A 17,581-nucleotide genomic window follows, 5' to 3' on the forward strand; every position below is an offset into this window, starting at 1 on the left:
TGTTGCGATGAACGGGGTTCGATGAAGCTGAAAAATCTAGCCGGTATCCTGCCTGTCGATGGGACAGCTCCCTTCGACATGGAGGTTACAGGGATTTCGTCGGATTCCCGCCAGGTAACAGAGGGCATCGTCTTTTTCGCGCTCACCGGCTCCAAGGCGGATGGCGCAGCCTATGCAGCCGACGCCGCAAGCCGCGGCGCTGCAGCGATCGTGGTCGGCAAGGGGAGTGCGGTCGCCGGGCTGCCAGTTCCGGTTCTTGTCGTAGACGATCCGCGCCTTGCGCTGGCGCAGAGTGCGGCCCGTTATTTCGGCAAGCAACCGCAAACCATGGTCGCGGTGACCGGAACCAGCGGCAAGACCTCGGTCGCCGCATTCACCCGGCAGATATGGGAGCAGGCGGGTTTCGCCGCCGCCTCGATCGGCACGACCGGCGTGGTGGCGCCGGGCCGCAACGAATATGGCTCGCTGACCACGCCGGATCCGGTGGCATTGCACAGGCTGCTCAAGGAGCTGGCGGAGGCCGGCGTCACCCACGCCGCGATGGAAGCGTCCAGCCATGGCCTCGACCAGCGCCGGCTCGACGGCGTCAAGCTTACGGCCGGCGGCTTCACCAATCTCGGCCGCGACCATATGGACTATCATCCGACGGTCGAGGACTATCATCGCGCCAAATTGCGTCTGTTCGACGCGCTGCTGCCGAAGGGCGCGCCGGCCGTCATCTTTGCCGACGACCCGTGGTCGGAGCCGACGATCAAAGCGGCGCATGCAGCGGGACTGAACGTGCTGACGGTCGGACGCCACGGCGATTTCCTGCGGCTGAAGCGGGTCGAGCACGAGCGCCACCGCCAGCGCGCCGAGGTTGAAGCGGACGGCGTTCTCCATGAAGTCGACTTGCCGCTGGCTGGCGACTTCCAGATTGCAAATGCGCTGGTGTCGGCCGGCCTCGCCATTTCGACTGGAACATCTGTTGCCAAAGCCTTGATGGCGCTGGAGAAATTGAAGGGCGCGCCGGGACGGCTCGACCTTGTCGGGACGGCCGCCAACGGGGCGCCCGTCTATGTCGACTATGCTCATAAGCCGGATGCACTGGAAAACGTGCTGGCTTCGGTGCGCCCCTTTACCACCGGCCGCGTCATCGTCGTATTCGGTTGCGGCGGCGACCGCGACCGGGGCAAGCGGCCGATCATGGGCGAGATCGCCACGAGGCTGGCCGATGTCGTCATCGTCACCGACGACAATCCCCGCTCGGAAGTCCCCGAGACGATCCGCGCCGCGATCCTGGCGGCTGCACCGGGGGCGATCGAGATCGGCGACCGGCGCAAGGCCATCCACCAGGCAGTCGGGATGCTTCACGCCGGCGATACGCTGATCGTGGCCGGCAAGGGCCATGAGGAAGGCCAGACCATCGGTGCCGAGACGCTGCATTTTTCCGATCACGAGGAAGTTCGCTCGGCGCTCAGGGAGCAAGCGGCGTGAGCTATCTGTGGACCTCCGAGGCGCTGGTTGCCGCCATGGATGGCCGGCCGCTCGGTCCGATGCCTGAAGGCATCGCCGGCATTTCCATCGACAGCCGCAGCCTGCAGCCGGGAGACGCCTTCTTCGCCGTCAAGGGCGAGGCCATGGACGGCCATGATTTCGTCACCGCCGCCATCAAGGCGGGCGCCGGCGTGCTGGTCGTCGCCGAGGGCAAGCTGCCGTCGCTGGGGCGGCTGACGGCACCGATGATCGTCGTGGAGGATGTGCTCGTCGCGCTGGAAAAGCTCGGCGTTGCGGCGCGCGCACGCTCAAAGGCGAGGGTGATTGCCGTGACCGGATCGGCGGGCAAGACCACCACCAAGGAAGCCCTGCGCCACGCTCTCTCCGCGGTCGGTACCGTGCATGCATCGGCCCAGTCGTTTAACAATCACTGGGGTGTGCCGCTGACGCTGGCGCGCATGCCGCAGGATTGCGATTTTGCCGTCTTCGAGATCGGCATGAACCATCCGGACGAGATCCGGCCTCTGGTCAAGATGGTCCGGCCGCATGTCGCCATCATTACGCTGATCGCGGCCGCTCACCTCGGCTTCTTCCGCAACCTGGATGAGATCGCCAAGGCCAAGGCAGAGGTTTTCGAGGGACTGGAACCCGGCGGTGCCGCCCTTCTCAACCGCGACGATGCGCGCTGGAAGCTGCTGGAGAAGATGGCGAAAGAGGCCGGCGTCGAGCATGTTTACGGATTCGGCGAGAATGCCCGGGCGACCTTCAAACTGATCAAATGCGAACTCGATGCCGATCATTCCGTGGTAACCGCCAAGATTGGCGGGCATGAGATCGTCGCCAGGATCGGCGCGCCGGGCCGCCATATGGTGCAGAATGTGCTGGCGGTGCTGGGTGCAGCGCATCTGGTCGGAGCCGACGTCACCAGGGTTGCGCAGGCGCTGGCCGATCTTTCGCCCGAACGCGGACGCGGCAAACGCTATATGTTGCGCCACCCCAAGGGGCCGATCACGCTGATCGACGAGAGCTACAACGCCAATCCGGCGTCGATGAGCGCTGCAATGGCGCTGCTCAACACGACGCCGGTGTCGGGCGAGGGCAGGCGCATTGCCGTGCTCGGCGATATGCTCGAGCTCGGCGGCCATTCGGCGAAATTGCATGCCGCCCTTGCGAACCTGATCGTCGGCACCGACACGCGCACAGTTTTTCTCGGCGGCCCGGAAATGCGGGCGCTGGCCGACGTTTTGCCCGGCGAGATCAGGACGGAGTACCGCGCCGGCGCGGAAGATCTGAAACCGGTGCTTCTGTCGGAGTTGAGGCCGGGCGACGTGGTTATGATCAAATCGTCGAAAGGCATCGGTTTTTCAAAACTGGTCGAGGCATTGCTCGGCAAGTTTCCGGCGGAAGCCACAAACAGCAGACAGACCTAGGATCGGTCCGGGGACGCAAGCGCATGTTAACACTGCTCGTCGAATTTGCGGACAAGATCTCGGTCTTCAACGTCTTCCGCTACATAACTTTCCGCACCGGCGGGGCGCTGATCACAGCGGCGCTGATCGTGTTCATCTTCGGACCGACCATCATCAATTCGCTGAGGCTGCGGCAAGGCAAGGGACAGCCGATCCGTGCCGACGGGCCGCAGACGCATTTCAAAAAGGCGGGAACGCCGACCATGGGCGGGCTGATGATCCTGTCCGGCATCATCGGTTCGTCACTGCTGTGGGCGAACCTGTCGAGCATCTACGTCTGGGTGGTGATGCTGGTGACGCTGGGGTTCGGCTCGATCGGCTTTTACGACGACTACCTCAAGGTGACGAAGCAATCGCATCTCGGCTTCTCCGGCAAAGCGCGGCTGGGGCTCGAATTTGTCATCGCAGGCATCGCCGCCTGGGTGATCATGCATAACGGCCAGGCGCCGTTCTCGTCATCGTTGACATTCCCTTTTGCCAAGGAGTTTCTCGTCAATCTCGGCTGGTTCTTCATCCCGTTCTCGTGCTTCGTCATCGTCGGCGCCGGCAATGCGGTGAACCTGACCGACGGCCTCGACGGACTGGCGATTGTGCCGATCATGATCGCGGCGGCGTCCTTCGGCGTCATCGCCTATCTCTCCGGCAACGCGGTATTCGCCGAATATCTTCAGATCCATTTCGTGCCCGGTACCGGCGAACTGGCGGTGGTCCTTGGAGCGGTGATCGGCGCCGGTCTCGGTTTCCTCTGGTTCAATGCGCCGCCGGCGGCGATCTTCATGGGCGACACCGGCTCGCTGGCGCTGGGTGGGCTGATCGGCACGGTCGCGGTGGCGACCAAGCACGAGATCGTGCTGGTCATCGTCGGCGGCCTGTTCGTCGTCGAGATATTCTCGGTCATCATCCAGGTCGGCTACTTCAAGATGACCGGCAAGCGCGTCTTCCTGATGGCGCCGATCCACCATCATTTCGAAAAGCTCGGCTGGACCGAAAGCCAGGTGGTGATCCGCTTCTGGATCATCGCCGTCATCCTGGCGCTGGTCGGCCTGTCGACCCTGAAGCTCAGATAGGAGGCCGCTTGATCCCCGCCGCATCCTTTTCAGGCAAGCGCGTTTCGCTCTTCGGGCTCGGTGACTCGGGGATTGCCACGGCGCGCGCGCTGATCGAGGGCGGCGCGGATGTGCTGGCCTGGGACGACAATCCCGATAGCGTCGCCAAGGCCGGCGCGGTCGGCATCACGACAGCGGACCTGCGCGGTGCGGACTGGGCGAGGTTTTCCGCCTTCGTGCTGTCGCCCGGCGTGCCGCTGACGCATCCCAAGCCGCACTGGACCGTCGAGCTGGCGCGGGGCTCAGGCGTGGAGATCATCGGCGACATCGAGCTTTTCTGCCGCGAGCGGATGCTGCTGGCACCGGCAGCACCTTTCATTGCCATTACCGGCACCAACGGCAAGTCGACGACCACGGCACTGACGGCGCACATCCTAAAATCGGCTGGGCGCGACACGCAGATGGGCGGCAATATCGGCCGCGCGGTGATGACGCTCGATCCGCCGCAGCCTGAACGGCACTATGTGGTTGAGTGCTCTTCCTACCAGATCGATCTTGCCCCTTCGATCAATCCGACGGCCGGTGTGCTGCTCAACCTGACGCCGGACCATCTCGACCGCCATGGCACGATGCAACACTACGCCTCGATCAAGGAGCGGCTGGTGGCCGGCAGCGAGACGGCAATCATCGGTGTCGACGATTCCTGGTGCGCCCAGATCGCCGATCGGCTGGAGCGGGCCGGCCGGCAGGTCATTCGGATTTCCAAGCGCCTGCCGCTGACCGACGGTTATTTCGCTGACGGCACCAACTTAATGGAAGCCGTGCACGGCCGCTACAGCCGTGTCGCCTTCCTCGAAGGCATCGGCTCGTTGCGCGGCCAGCACAATGCGCAGAACGCGCTGGCCGCCGCCGCCGCCTGCCTCAAGGTCGGGCTCGAGCTCGGCGAGATCCAATCCGGACTGGAGAGTTTCCCTGGGCTGGCGCACCGCATGGAGCAGGTCGGCCGCAAAGGGCATGTGCTGTTCGTCAACGATTCCAAGGCGACCAATGCCGATGCCGCTGCACCGGCGCTGTCGAGCTTTGCGCGTATCTACTGGATTGCCGGCGGCCTGCCGAAAGAGGGCGGCATCGAGCCGTTACGCGGCTTCTTCCCGCGCATCGCCAAGGCCTATCTGATCGGCGAAGCCGCACCGGCCTTTTCGGCGACGCTGGGCGAAGCGGTGCCCTACGAGATATCAGGCACGTTGGCGGCGGCAGTCGAACACGCCGCCCGCGATGCGGCCAGGGATAGTAGCGGCGAGGCAGTGGTGCTGCTGTCGCCGGCCTGCGCCAGTTTCGACCAGTTCAAGAATTTCGAAGTCCGCGGCGAGGCGTTCAGGCAAGCCGCAACCGCCATTGATGGCGTGAAGCCCATCGGAGGGACACGATAATGCAAAGCCGTCTCGACAAAAGCCCTGTGGCGACCTGGTGGTGGACGATCGATCGCTGGTTCCTGGCGGCGTTCCTGTCGCTGATGGGGCTCGGCATCGTTTTGTCCTTCGCCGCAAGCCCGGCGGTGGCCGAGCGCATCGGGCTCGACAGTTTCCACTTCGCGACACGCCAGATTATCTTCACCATTCCGGCGCTTGGGGTAATGCTGGCCGTCTCATTCCTTGAATCCAGGCAGATCCGGCGCATGGCGCTGGTCATGTTGTGCATCATGCTGTTTCTGATGGTGGCGGTGCTCTATATCGGCGTCGAGGTGAAGGGCGCGCGGCGCTGGGTGTCGCTAGCCGGCCTGTCGATCCAGCCGTCCGAGTTCCTGAAACCGGCCTTCGTCATCATCTGCGCCTGGCTGTTCGCCGAGCACAAGCGCCAGCCCGACATTCCGGGCAATTTGTTCGCCATGTTGCTGCTTGCACTGGTCATCTCGCTGCTGGTGGCGCAGCCTGACCTTGGGCAGACCATGCTGGTGCTCGGCACCTGGGGGGTGATGTTCTTCATGGCCGGATTGCCGTGGCTGTGGATCGTCGCGCTGGGTGCTGCAGGCGTCGGCGGCGTGTTCGCCGCCTATGCAGTGTTCCCGCACGTTGCCGGCCGTATCGACCGCTTCATGACCGGCGAGGGCGACACGTTCCAGGTCGACATGGGCCGCGAGGCGCTGATCAATGGCGGCTGGTTCGGCGTCGGGCCGGGCGAGGGCACCGTCAAACGGGTCATCCCCGACAGCCATGCCGACTTCGTCTTCTCGGTCGCCGGCGAGGAATTCGGGCTGATCATGTGCTTCTTCATCATGTCCATCTTCGGGTTCATCGTGCTGCGCGGCCTCAACACGGCACTCAAGGAGCAGGACGATTTCACACGCTATGCGGTTGGCGGCCTGGTCACGGTCTTCGGCCTGCAGTCGGTCATCAACATGGCCGTCAATCTGCAGCTGATGCCCGCCAAGGGCATGACGCTGCCGTTCATTTCCTACGGCGGTTCCTCGCAGATCGCGATCGCCATCTCGATGGGCATGGTGCTGGCGCTGACGCGCAAGCGCCCGGAAAAGCGCAAGCAGCTGGGCTTCATGCCGTCGCCGCGTGCGATGCCGGCGGAGTGAGATGGCGAAGGGGGTCATCCTTCTGGCGGCAGGCGGAACCGGCGGACATCTGTTCCCGGCCGAGGCGCTGGCGCACGAACTGACCGGGCGCGGCTGGGCGGTGCACCTGGCGACGGACGAACGCGCCGAGCGCTTTGCCGGGCAGTTCCCGGCGGCCGCCATCCATCCGATCCAGTCGGCGACGATGGGGTCGAAAAATCCTTTTGCCGTGCTCGCCGCATTTTGGAAAATCTGGCGCGGGGTGCGGCAGGCATCGGCCGTCATCGCCAGCATCAAGCCCGCCATCGTGGTCGGCTTCGGTGGTTATCCGACACTGCCGCCGCTTTACGCGGCGACCCGGCGCAAGGTGCCGACGCTGATCCACGAGCAGAACGCGGTGATGGGCCGTGCCAACCGGGCGCTCGCCGGCCGCGTCGACGCTATTGCCGGTGGTTTCCTACCGGAAGACACAAGTGCTACAGGCGTCAAGACGGTGACCACCGGCAATCCGGTCAGGCCGCAAGTGCTGGAAGCGGCGAAGACGCCTTATGCCGCATCGGCCGGTGAAGAGCCGTTCCGATTTCTGGTGTTTGGCGGCAGTCAAGGCGCGCAGTTCTTTTCCGATGCGGTGCCGGCGGCGATCGCCCGGCTTTCCGATGCACAGCGCAGGCGGCTGGCGATCACCCAGCAGGCGCGCGCCGACGATGTGCCGCGGGTGAAAGCGGCCTATGCCACGCTTGACATCGAGGCCGAGGTGTCGCCCTTCTTCACCGACATGGCGGCGCGGCTGGCGGCGGCGCATCTGGTGATGTCGCGCTCCGGCGCATCGACCGTATCGGAAATCGCGGTGATCGGCCGGCCGGCGCTGCTGGTGCCTTATCCGCACGCGCTCGACCACGACCAGGCGGCGAATGCGGCGGCCCTTGCGGCAGCGGGCGGCGCCGAGGTGCATCCGCAATCCACGCTTTCGGCGGAGCGGATCGCCGTGCTTGTCGGCGGGCTGATGGATGATCCAGGCAAGGCGGCGACAATGGCCGCGGCGGCGAAATCGTCCGGAAAACCGGATGCCGCGCGGTTGCTCGCCGATCTGACAGAGGCTATTGCGTCCAGGAAATCCGTTTCGGAATTCAGGAAGGAGACGCACGCATGAAGATGCCACAGACGATCGGCCTCGTGCATTTCATCGGCATTGGCGGCATCGGCATGAGCGGCATCGCCGAGGTGCTGCACAATCTCGGCTACAAGGTGCAAGGGTCCGACCAGGCCGACAGCGCCAATGTGCAGCGGCTGCGCGACAAGGGCATCGAATGCTTCGTCGGCCACCAGGCCGAAAACCTCGGCGAGGCCGAGGTGGTCGTCGTCTCCACCGCAATCAAGAAATCCAATCCGGAACTGAAGGCGGCGAGAGAGAAGTTGCTGCCGATCGTGCGGCGCGCCGAAATGCTGGCCGAGTTGATGCGGTTCCGCCAAGCGGTCGCGATCGGCGGCACGCATGGCAAGACGACGACGACTTCGATGGTGGCGACGCTACTCGAAGCCGGCGGGCTCGACCCGACGGTGATCAATGGCGGCATCATCAATGCCTATGGCACCAATGCCCGCATGGGCGACGGCGAATGGATGGTGGTCGAGGCCGACGAGAGCGACGGCACCTTCCTCAGGCTGCCGGCCGAGATTGCCGTCGTCACCAATATCGACCCCGAGCATCTCGATCATTACGGCTCCTTCGACAAAGTGCGCGAGGCGTTTCGTCAGTTCGTCGAGAATGTGCCGTTCTACGGCTTCGGCGTGATGTGCACCGACCATCCCGAGGTGCAGGCGCTGGTCGCCCGCATCGAGGACCGGCGCGTCATCACCTATGGCGAAAATGCGCAGGCCGACGTGCGCTTCACCAATCACCGCATGGACGGCCCGACCTCGGAATTCGACGTGGTGATCCGCGACCGCAAGACGCACGGCCAGATAACGATATCAGGTCTGCGGCTGCCCATGCCCGGACGTCACAATGTCTCCAATGCGACGGCGGCGATTGCCGTCGCGCATGAGCTCGGCCTTTCGGCTGAGGCAATCAAGAAGGGCCTGTCGTCCTTCGCCGGCGTCAAGCGGCGTTTCACCCATACCGGTTCGTGGAACGGTGTCGATGTGTTCGACGATTACGGTCATCATCCAGTCGAGATCACGGCGGTACTGAAGGCCGCGCGCAGCGCCACCAAGGGCCGCATCATCGCCGTTACCCAACCGCATCGCTTCACCCGGCTGCGCGATCTGTTCGACGAGTTTTCCGTCTGCTTCAACGACGCCGATACGGTAATGGTGGCGCCCGTCTATGCGGCCGGCGAGGAACCGATCGACGGCGTTACGTCCGACGCACTGGTGTCGCGCATCCGCTCCGGCGGCCATCGCGACGCACGCTACATCGAAGGTCCGGCGGCGATCGGGCCGATCGTTCGCGAGGTGGCGAAGCCGGGCGATTTCGTCGTTTTCCTCGGCGCCGGCAACATCACCCAATGGGCCTATGCGCTGCCCAGGGAACTCGGCGGGACCATCTCATGATGCGCGGCCAGGCGTTGATCGAGAAGCTTGGCGACCGGCTTGCCGGACTGCGCGGCCGCATCACGCCCAATGCCGAGATGGACAAGATCACCTGGTTCCGAGCCGGCGGGCTCGCCGACGCATTGTTCCAGCCGGCCGACGAGGACGATCTTGCCGCGTTCCTGAAGGCGGTGCCCGAGGAAATACCACTGACCATCGTCGGCGTCGGCTCGAACCTGCTTGTCCGTGACGGCGGCGTTGCGGGCTTCGTCATCCGGCTTTCGGCCAAAGGCTTTGGCGAGACCGAAGTGATTGCGCCGACCATGATCAAGGCGGGCGCCGCAACGCCCGACAAGCGTCTTGCGGCCGTTGCCTACGAGGCCGGCATTGGTGGCTTTCATTTCTACCACGGCATTCCCGGCGCCATTGGCGGAGCGCTGAGGATGAACGCCGGCGCCAATGGCGTCGAGACACGCGAGCGTGTGGTCGAGGTGCGGGCACTCGACCGCAAGGGCAATGTTCATACGCTGAGCAATGCCGACATGGGCTATGCCTATCGCCATTCAGCGGCGCCGTCGGGGCTGATCTTCACATCGGCGCTGCTCGAAGGCGTTCCAGAGGATAAGGCGGCGATCAAGGCCGCGATGGATGCTGTCCAGAACCATCGCGAGACCGTGCAGCCGATCCGCGAAAAAACCGGAGGCTCGACCTTCAAGAATCCCGAGGGCACCTCGGCCTGGAAGGAAATCGACAAGGCCGGCTGCCGCGGCCTGATGGTCGGCGGGGCGCAGATGTCGCCGATGCATTGCAACTTCATGATCAACACCGGAACCGCCACCGGGTACGAGCTTGAATATCTCGGTGAGACGGTGCGTGCGCGCGTGCTCGAAAAATCGGGCATCCGGCTGCAGTGGGAGATCAAGCGCATCGGTAATTTTCGGCCGGGCCATGCGGTCCAGGAATTTCTTGGGCAGTTGCTTTAGGCAAGTCGACCGCCGTTGCTTTTCGGACTCATGAATTCACATTTTGCTGCCGTTTTTGCGGAAAGTGAATCCATCGGAATCGTAAGCACTTGCCAGCGAATCAACTCTCTGATTCTCTGCCCTGAAGCGTTTCCTGATTTGAGTCGTTTCGACGCGTTGCTCGCGTTTCCGTCTGGGGGGCAACCTGCCGGGAGACTCGGACTCAATGTTGCGGAAACACGGAGCGAAGTTGCTCGGCGCGTATGAGTGTGCGCGATGCTTTTCGGGTCATGCACGATAGTGCAGGCCTGCTGCGAGAGGAAATGACGGGGAATGACAAGCAAGCACGTGGCCGTCCTTCTGGGAGGATTCTCGTCCGAGCGGCCCGTGTCCCTGTCGTCGGGCAAAGCCTGCGCCGATGCGCTCGAGGGAGAGGGCTACCAGGTCACCCGCGTCGACGTCTCGCGCGACATCGGCTCGGTGCTCAGCGCGCTCAAGCCTGACGTCGTCTTCAACGCACTGCACGGCCCTTTCGGCGAGGACGGCACCATCCAGGGCATCCTCGAGTACCTCGCCATTCCGTACACGCATTCGGGCGTGCTTGCCTCGGCGCTCGCGATGAACAAGGAACAGGCCAAGAAGGTCGCCAAGGCGGCCGGCATTCCGGTGGCGGAATCGAAGGTGGCCAATCGCTTCGCCATCCAGAACAAGCACCCGATGAAGCCGCCCTATGTGGTCAAGCCGGTCAACGAAGGGTCGAGCTTCGGTGTCGTCATCGTGCATGAAGGCCAGTCGCATCCGCCGCAGATCATCGGCTCGTCCGAGTGGAGATACGGCGATACGGTCATGGTCGAGCGTTATGTGCACGGGCGGGAATTGACCTGCGCGGTGATGGGCGATGTGGCGCTCGGTGTCTGCGAGATCATCCCGACCGGCCATTCCTTCTACGACTATGATTCAAAATACGTCGCGGGAGGATCAAAACACGAATGCCCGGCAAAACTTTCACCGAATATTTACCAAAAAATACAGACACTGGCACTCAAGGCTCATCAAGCTATCGGCTGTCGGGGCGTTTCCCGATCGGACTTCCGTTATGACGATCGTCACTCCGAAAACGGCGAAATTGTCTGGCTCGAGGTCAACACCCAGCCGGGCATGACGCCGACGTCTTTGGTGCCGGAAATCGCCGCGCAAGCGGGACACTCGTTCGGCGATTTGTTGAGTTGGATGGTGGAGGACGCTTCGTGTCTGCGTTGAAGTGGGGACAGGGCAGGAGGAAGGGCGCGGCCGGGCCGGCGCTGTTCGGCATGCCGTTGTCGTTCGACCATTTCGTGCTGCCGCGCCTGCTCCGCCGGCCGGTGCGCGTGCTGGCGCGCCTCGGCGAGGGCGACTTCGAAGCGCCGCCCTATTGCGCTGCCATGCTGTCGGCGGCGTTGCTTATTTCGAGCAGTGCCTATGGCGCCTATCTCGGCGGACATGCCGACGCCATCGTCCAGAGTGTCACCGCCCGAACCGGCTTTGCCGTCGATCAGGTCAAGGTCGTCGGCAACCGCGAAACATCCGAGATCGATATTCTCGACAGGCTGGAACTCGACGGCTGGACCTCGCTGATCGGCTTCGACGCCGAAACCGCGCGCGAACGCATCACCACGCTACCCTGGGTCGAAGCCGCGGCAGTGCGCAAGGTCTACCCGCATACGCTGGAAGTGCGCGTCGAGGAGCGCGAGCCGTTCGCGCTGTGGCAGCAAGGCAGCGCGCTTTCGGTCATCGAGAAATCCGGCGCCGTCATTGCGCCGTTCTCCGGCGGCAAGCAGATATTGCTGCCGCTGATCATCGGCACCGGCGCACCGGCCAAAGCGCCGGATTTCCTAGCGAAGATCAAGAATTATCCGGAGCTCGCCGCGCGGATCAAGGGCTATATCCGCATCGGCGAACGGCGCTGGGATCTCAAGCTTGAAAACGGCATCACGATCAAACTTCCCGAAGACGGCGAGGATCAGGCGATTGCCGACCTGGTCAGGATGGACCACGAGAACGGGCTTTTGACGCGCGACATCGCTGCCGTCGACATGCGCCTTTCCGATCGTCTGGTCGTCCAGCTGACGCCGGAGGCGGCGACACAGCGCGAGGCCGCGCTCAACGAAAAGCCCAAGATGCTGAAGCGCAAGCCGGAGACGAAAATATGAGCTGGCTTGGCGGCAATAGCGATGCTTCGGCGCGCCGGTCCGGCATCTTGACGGTGCTGGATGTCGGCTCCAGCAAGGTCTGCTGCGTGGTGGCCAAGCTCAAGCCGCGCGAGGATGGCAAGCTGCTGCGCGGACGCTCGCATCGCGTCCAGGTGATCGGCATCGGCCACCAGAAATCGCAAGGCGTGAAATCGGGCGTCGTCATCGATCTCGACCGCGCCGAGCACGCCATCCGTCTTGCCGTCGACGCCGCCGAACGCATGGCGGGACTGACGGTCGATTCGCTGATCGTCAACATGACTGCCGGCCGGTTGAAGAGCGAGGCTTTTTCGGCCACCATCAATCTCGGCGGCCATGAGGCCGACGAGGCCGACATCAAGCGCGTGCTTGCCGCCGGCGCCAAGCAGGCTCTGCGGGCCGAGCGCGAGGTGATCCATTCGCTTCCCGTAGCCTTTTCTCTGGATGCCGAGCGCGGTGTGCGCGATCCGCGCGGCATGGTTGGCGACCAGCTTGGCGTCGACATGCACGTGCTGACGGGCGACGCGGCGCCTTTGCGCAATCTTGAGCTCTGCATCAACCGCTCGCATCTGTCGGTCGAGCGCATGGTGGCGACGCCTTATGCCAGCGGGCTTGCCGCGCTGGTCGACGACGAGCTCGAAATGGGCGCGGCCTGCATCGACATGGGCGGCGGCACGACGACGATCTCGGTATTTTCGGAAGGCAAGTTCGTCCACGGCGACGCCATCGCGATCGGCGGCAACCACGTCACGCTGGATATGGCCAAGGGCCTGTCGACCTCGCTCGATGCCGCCGAAAGGCTGAAAGTGATGCATGGCTCGGCGCTGCCTGGCAGTGCCGACGACCGCGACCTGGTTTCCATCCATCCGATCGGCGAGGACGGCGAGGTGCCGTTGCAGATCCCGCGCTCGGTGATGACACGCATCATCCGCGCCCGCATCGACGAGACGCTGGAATTGCTGCGCGACCGCCTGAACAAGTCCGGCTACGGCAATGCCGTCGGCAAGCGTGTGGTGCTGACCGGCGGCGCCAGCCAGCTTGCCGGCCTGCCCGAAGCAGCACGCCGCATTCTCGGCCGCAATGTGCGCATCGGACGCCCGCTTGGCGTGGCAGGCCTGCCCGAGGCGGCCAAGGGGCCGGCTTTTTCGACGCCCGTCGGGCTTCTGATCTACCCGCAGATGGCGAGCTTCGAGAGCCGCCCGGCGAAGGGAATTTCCGGTCTTCGGATGACCGGAACAGGCGGAAAACTGCATCGAATGAGTCAGTGGTTGAGAGACAGTTTTTAATTTGACGGGGACAGCCCCATAGGCGGCCGCGGCGGCGAAGCGGCGGGAAAGGCAAAGGACGAAGACAATGACCATCAATCTGCAGAAGCCGGACATCACCGAGCTCAAGCCGCGCATCACCGTGTTCGGTGTCGGCGGCGGCGGCGGCAATGCCGTCAACAACATGATCACCGCCGGCTTGCGCGGCGTCGAATTCGTGGTGGCCAACACCGACGCACAGGCACTGACGATGTCGAAGGCCGAGCGGCTGATCCAGCTCGGCGCGCATGTCACCGAGGGTCTCGGCGCCGGATCGCAGCCTGAAGTCGGGCGCGCGGCGGCGGAAGAGTGCATCGATGAGATCATCGATCATCTCTCCAACACGCATATGTGCTTCGTCACTGCCGGCATGGGCGGCGGCACCGGCACCGGGGCGGCTCCCGTCGTTGCCCGCGCTGCCCGCGAAAAGGGTATCCTTACCGTCGGCGTCGTCACCAAGCCGTTCCACTTCGAAGGCCAGCGCCGCATGAAGACGGCCGACATGGGTATCGAGGAACTACAGAAATGCGTCGACACCCTGATCGTCATTCCCAACCAGAACCTGTTCCGGCTGGCCAATGACAAGACCACCTTCGCCGATGCCTTCGCCATGGCCGACCAGGTGCTCTATTCGGGCGTTGCCTGCATTACCGACCTGATGGTCAAGGAAGGCCTGATCAATCTCGACTTCGCCGACGTCCGCTCGGTCATGCGCGAAATGGGCAAGGCGATGATGGGAACCGGCGAGGCTTCGGGCGAGGGCCGCGCAATGGCCGCGGCTGAAGCCGCCATCGCCAACCCGCTGCTCGACGAGACCTCGATGAAGGGCGCCAAGGGCCTGCTGATCTCGATCACCGGCGGCCGCGACCTGACCCTGTTCGAAGTCGATGAGGCCGCAACCCGCATTCGCGAAGAGGTCGACCAGGACGCCAACATCATTCTGGGTGCCACCTTCGACGAGGAACTCGAAGGCGTTATCCGCGTGTCGGTGGTCGCCACCGGCATCGACAAATCGGCGGCCGAAATCGCTGCCGCGCCGATCGCCATCCGCGCGGCTCCGCCGAAGCCGGTCAGCCGCCCGGCGGCCCAGGTCACGGAAATGCGCCCGGCGCCTGTCCAGCAACCGATCTATGAACCACGTGCTGCCGATCCGGTCGCCGAGGCCATTCAGCTCGCCGAGGCGAATGCGGCAGCGATGGCGCAGGCCCGCCCGGCACCGGTCGCCCATGCGGAAGACTTCCGTCCGCAGAGCAAGATCTTCCAGGCGCCTCCCGCTCAGCCGCAGCCAATGATGCAGCCGGCGGTTCAGCAAGCGATGCAGCCCGCTCCGCATCGTGAAATGCCGCAGCCGGTTGCCGCGGCACCCCAGCGCATGCCGCGGGTCGAGGATTTCCCGCCGCAGGTGAAGGCCGAAGTGGAAGCCAAGGCCCGCCCGGCCGACCACGAGAACAGCGGCCCGATGGGCTTGCTCAAGCGCCTGACCAACGGCTTGACCCGCCGCGAAGAGGAACCTGCAAGACTGCAGCCGGCGCAGCCTCGCGAACCGAAACTGCGCCAGGCGCCGGCGGAAGTGCGCCGCCTAGCCAGCCAGGATCCGCAGCTTTACGCACCGCGTCGCGGCCAGCTGGATGAGCAGGGCCGCCTGACGCCGCAGAGCCGGGCTGTCCAGGAAGACGATCAGTTGGAGATTCCCGCCTTCCTGCGCCGACAGGCCAATTGATCTGTTAACGGTTCGTAACAGTTGTTAACAGGCGAGCAGGAAACTGTTCGCCTGTTAATATTAAAAATACTTTTAAAACAAAGACTTATGCGGCAATCCCGCGCTGGGCCGCGGTTACAACGAGTAAGAAACCGTGATTTGGAGTCTCCCCGCGGGACCATTATCTTCGCCACCGACCAAAGTCGGTTTGCTGGGAGTCTCGGGGAAGTGGCCCTGCCTGCCGATCAATTAAGAGCCGCGCCCTCAGGGCAGATGAAGCGGACCTAGGCAGTACGGGCTATGGGGATTGTTTTGCACGACTATCAGACGACACTTAAATCGCGTGCGACGCTGACCGGCATCGGCGTTCACAGTGGCAATCCGGTCACTGTCCATTTCCTGCCGGCAGACGCCGATACGGGTGTCGTCTTCCAGCTTTCGAATGCAAACGGAAGCCACGAATTTCGCGCGCTCGTTTCCGAGGTCGGTGCCACCGACCTCTGCACCATGCTCGGCGATCCGCAAGGCGAGCACATCGCCACCGTCGAGCACCTGATGGCGACGCTTTTCGGGCTTGGGATCGACAATCTCGTCATCGAAATCGATGGCCATGAGGTGCCTATCCTCGACGGCAGCGCAGTGATGTTCGTCGAGGCCATTGACCAGGCAGGCATCGAAACGCTGCCGGTCAAGCGTCGCTACATCAGGGTGGTCAAGCCGGTTCGTATCGAGAACGGCGCCTGCTGGGCGGAGTTCCGGCCCTATGACGGCACGCGCTTCGAGATCGAGATCGATTTCGAAAGCCCGGCGATCGGGCGCCAGCTTTTTGCATCCGACATGAACGCCGACATTTTCCGGCGTGACGTCGCGCGGGCCCGCACTTTCGGTTTCATGAAGGACGTCGAGCGGCTGTGGGCGGCCGGCTATGCGCTCGGCTCCTCGTTGGAAAACTCCCTGGTGATCGGCGACGACAACCGCGTGATCAACATCGGAGGCCTGCGCTATCCGAACGAGTTCGCGCGCCACAAGACCATGGATGCGATGGGCGATCTGGCGCTCGCCGGCGCCCGGTTCATCGGCTGCTTCCGCTCCTATCGTGGTGGCCACAGGCTGAACGCCGCTGCGCTGCGCCGTCTATTGTCGGACCGTTCGGCTTTCGAGATCGTCGAGACGACGCGCCGCGAGCGCGGGCGTACCGCGGAGATGAGCGCCGTCAACGCACCCCTCTATGCGCCCTGGATGATCTGATTCTTAAGGTCTTACGGCCCACGTTGCGGTCAAGCTGTGTTGCATGGATGCATCACTGGCCGGCCAAATTACACGGCTTTCCAGGTGGCGCCAAACCGCCACAAAAATGTGCGATTGGCCGGGGATAGCGTTGCCGGGCAAGGCAATTATGGTTTATGGCTGCTGCCGTCGACTGAAATGACGCCGAAAGGGCGGAATCCAAACATGTTTTTCAAGCGAGTTGGTCAATCGAAGGCGCTGCGGCGGGCTGTTTTCCTGGCGCTTTCGGTGGTCGTTCCATCGCTGTTTCTGTCGGCCTGCATGTCGTCCGAGAAGGACGTCGACCTGTCGACCTATGTCGATCAGACCGAGCCGGCCGACGTGCTCTACAATCAGGGTCTCGCCAATCTGAATGCCGGGCGACTGCAGGAGGCAAGCCGCAAGTTCGATGCCGTCGACCGCCAGCATCCATATTCCGAATTCGCCCGCAAATCGATGGTGATGGGTGCCTTTGCCGACTACCGTCAGGGCAATTACGATGAGGCGATCGGTTCGGCCAAGCGCTACCTGACCCTCTACCCGTCGACCGACGATGCAGCCTATGCCCAATATATTATCGGGCTGAGCTACTACCGCCAGATCAAGGACGTCACCCAGGACCAGAAGGAAGCGCGTCTTACCGCGCAGACGATGCAGGACCTGGTGACGCGCTGGCCGACTTCCGAATATGTCGATGATGCCAAGGAGAAGATCCGCTTCGCCAACGATCAGCTCGCAGGCAAGGAGATGCAGATCGGCCGCTACTATCTCGAGCGCCGCGAATACATCGCGGCCGTCAAACGGTTCCGCAACGTCGTGGAGAACTATTCCAACACACGCCATGTCGAGGAAGCGCTGGCGCGTCTTACCGAGAGCTACTATGCGATGGGGCTGACGTCGGAAGCACAGACCGCTGCGGCCGTGCTCGGCACCAACTATCCCGACAGCCAGTGGTACAAGGACTCCTACAAGCTCCTGCAGAGTGGTGGGCTCGAGCCGCGCGAGAATGCCGGATCGTGGATCTCCAAGGCCGGGAAGCTGATCACCGGCGCCTGAGCGG

14 protein-coding genes are annotated in these 17,581 nt (G+C 63.6%); all 14 read left to right on the forward strand.

Annotated features, from left to right (window positions below):
• Positions 1-21: 21 nt before the first annotated feature.
• The 14 genes from NKJ17_RS06525 to NKJ17_RS06590 all read left to right on the forward strand — a co-directional run bounded on the left by NKJ17_RS06525 (position 22) and on the right by NKJ17_RS06590 (position 17,577).
• A complete protein-coding gene (locus NKJ17_RS06525; RefSeq protein WP_352687570.1) occupies positions 22-1,476 on the forward strand; it encodes a UDP-N-acetylmuramoyl-L-alanyl-D-glutamate--2,6-diaminopimelate ligase in 1,455 nt (484 codons plus the stop codon).
• The gene (locus NKJ17_RS06530; protein ID WP_352687572.1) at positions 1,473-2,906 is read left to right on the forward strand and encodes a UDP-N-acetylmuramoylalanyl-D-glutamyl-2,6-diaminopimelate--D-alanyl-D-alanine ligase; all 1,434 of its coding nucleotides are present in this window, start codon (positions 1,473-1,475) and stop codon (positions 2,904-2,906) included. The genes NKJ17_RS06525 and NKJ17_RS06530 overlap by 4 nt, the downstream gene beginning before the upstream one ends.
• Before the next feature lie 23 nt (positions 2,907-2,929).
• Complete coding sequence (gene mraY, locus NKJ17_RS06535) at positions 2,930-4,012, forward strand: phospho-N-acetylmuramoyl-pentapeptide-transferase (RefSeq protein WP_352687574.1); 1,083 nt, start codon at positions 2,930-2,932, stop codon at positions 4,010-4,012.
• Between the two features lie 8 nt (positions 4,013-4,020).
• Positions 4,021-5,421 (forward strand): UDP-N-acetylmuramoyl-L-alanine--D-glutamate ligase, encoded by a 1,401-nt coding sequence (murD, locus tag NKJ17_RS06540; protein WP_352687576.1) that lies wholly within the window; start codon positions 4,021-4,023, stop codon positions 5,419-5,421.
• The gene (ftsW, locus tag NKJ17_RS06545) at positions 5,421-6,572 is read left to right on the forward strand and encodes a putative lipid II flippase FtsW (RefSeq protein ID WP_023676765.1); all 1,152 of its coding nucleotides are present in this window, start codon (positions 5,421-5,423) and stop codon (positions 6,570-6,572) included. The genes murD and ftsW overlap by 1 nt, the downstream gene beginning before the upstream one ends.
• A 1-nt stretch (position 6,573) precedes the next feature.
• The gene (gene murG / locus NKJ17_RS06550) at positions 6,574-7,701 is read left to right on the forward strand and encodes an undecaprenyldiphospho-muramoylpentapeptide beta-N-acetylglucosaminyltransferase (protein ID WP_352687578.1); all 1,128 of its coding nucleotides are present in this window, start codon (positions 6,574-6,576) and stop codon (positions 7,699-7,701) included.
• Positions 7,698-9,104 (forward strand): UDP-N-acetylmuramate--L-alanine ligase, encoded by a 1,407-nt coding sequence (gene murC / locus NKJ17_RS06555; protein ID WP_254818988.1) that lies wholly within the window; start codon positions 7,698-7,700, stop codon positions 9,102-9,104. Before murG ends, murC begins: the two co-directional genes overlap by 4 nt.
• On the forward strand, positions 9,101-10,066 hold the full coding sequence (murB, locus tag NKJ17_RS06560) for a UDP-N-acetylmuramate dehydrogenase (RefSeq protein ID WP_352687580.1): 966 nt from the start codon (positions 9,101-9,103) through the stop codon (positions 10,064-10,066). Before murC ends, murB begins: the two co-directional genes overlap by 4 nt.
• A gap of 312 nt (positions 10,067-10,378) precedes the next feature.
• Entirely contained in the window at positions 10,379-11,305 is a 927-nt protein-coding gene (locus tag NKJ17_RS06565; RefSeq protein WP_254818986.1) for a D-alanine--D-alanine ligase, read from the forward strand.
• Positions 11,293-12,234 carry a cell division protein FtsQ/DivIB gene (locus NKJ17_RS06570; RefSeq protein WP_352687582.1) on the forward strand — a complete coding sequence of 314 codons (942 nt, stop codon included), beginning with the start codon at positions 11,293-11,295 and terminating at the stop codon, positions 12,232-12,234. Before NKJ17_RS06565 ends, NKJ17_RS06570 begins: the two co-directional genes overlap by 13 nt.
• Complete coding sequence (gene ftsA, locus NKJ17_RS06575) at positions 12,231-13,538, forward strand: cell division protein FtsA (protein ID WP_254818984.1); 1,308 nt, start codon at positions 12,231-12,233, stop codon at positions 13,536-13,538. The genes NKJ17_RS06570 and ftsA overlap by 4 nt, the downstream gene beginning before the upstream one ends.
• Positions 13,539-13,605: 67 nt before the next feature.
• Positions 13,606-15,276 (forward strand): cell division protein FtsZ, encoded by a 1,671-nt coding sequence (gene ftsZ / locus NKJ17_RS06580; RefSeq protein ID WP_254818983.1) that lies wholly within the window; start codon positions 13,606-13,608, stop codon positions 15,274-15,276.
• Positions 15,277-15,555: 279 nt separating this feature from the next.
• Complete coding sequence (gene lpxC / locus NKJ17_RS06585; RefSeq protein ID WP_352505603.1) at positions 15,556-16,503, forward strand: UDP-3-O-acyl-N-acetylglucosamine deacetylase; 948 nt, start codon at positions 15,556-15,558, stop codon at positions 16,501-16,503.
• A 204-nt stretch (positions 16,504-16,707) separates the two neighbouring features.
• A complete protein-coding gene (locus tag NKJ17_RS06590; RefSeq protein WP_254818981.1) occupies positions 16,708-17,577 on the forward strand; it encodes an outer membrane protein assembly factor BamD in 870 nt (289 codons plus the stop codon).
• The last annotated feature ends 4 nt before the right edge of the window (positions 17,578-17,581 follow it).

This window comes from Mesorhizobium sp. M0208 (assembly GCF_040322015.1).
Taxonomy (GTDB): domain Bacteria; phylum Pseudomonadota; class Alphaproteobacteria; order Rhizobiales; family Rhizobiaceae; genus Mesorhizobium.

What these genes read in the sequence shown, in the direction of transcription:
- ftsW (WP_023676765.1), top strand. Translation starts at nt 5,421, where the DNA reads ATGCAAAGCCGTCTCGACAAAAGCCCTGTGGCGACCTGGTGGTGGACG.
- NKJ17_RS06565 (WP_254818986.1), top strand. Translation starts at nt 10,379, where the DNA reads ATGACAAGCAAGCACGTGGCCGTCCTTCTGGGAGGATTCTCGTCCGAG.
- lpxC (WP_352505603.1), top strand. Translation starts at nt 15,556, where the DNA reads ATGGGGATTGTTTTGCACGACTATCAGACGACACTTAAATCGCGTGCG.
- murG (WP_352687578.1), top strand. Translation starts at nt 6,574, where the DNA reads ATGGCGAAGGGGGTCATCCTTCTGGCGGCAGGCGGAACCGGCGGACAT.
- ftsA (WP_254818984.1), top strand. Translation starts at nt 12,231, where the DNA reads ATGAGCTGGCTTGGCGGCAATAGCGATGCTTCGGCGCGCCGGTCCGGC.
- ftsZ (WP_254818983.1), top strand. Translation starts at nt 13,606, where the DNA reads ATGACCATCAATCTGCAGAAGCCGGACATCACCGAGCTCAAGCCGCGC.
- NKJ17_RS06590 (WP_254818981.1), top strand. Translation starts at nt 16,708, where the DNA reads ATGTTTTTCAAGCGAGTTGGTCAATCGAAGGCGCTGCGGCGGGCTGTT.
- mraY (WP_352687574.1), top strand. Translation starts at nt 2,930, where the DNA reads ATGTTAACACTGCTCGTCGAATTTGCGGACAAGATCTCGGTCTTCAAC.
- NKJ17_RS06525 (WP_352687570.1), top strand. Translation starts at nt 22, where the DNA reads ATGAAGCTGAAAAATCTAGCCGGTATCCTGCCTGTCGATGGGACAGCT.
- murB (WP_352687580.1), top strand. Translation starts at nt 9,101, where the DNA reads ATGATGCGCGGCCAGGCGTTGATCGAGAAGCTTGGCGACCGGCTTGCC.
- murC (WP_254818988.1), top strand. Translation starts at nt 7,698, where the DNA reads ATGAAGATGCCACAGACGATCGGCCTCGTGCATTTCATCGGCATTGGC.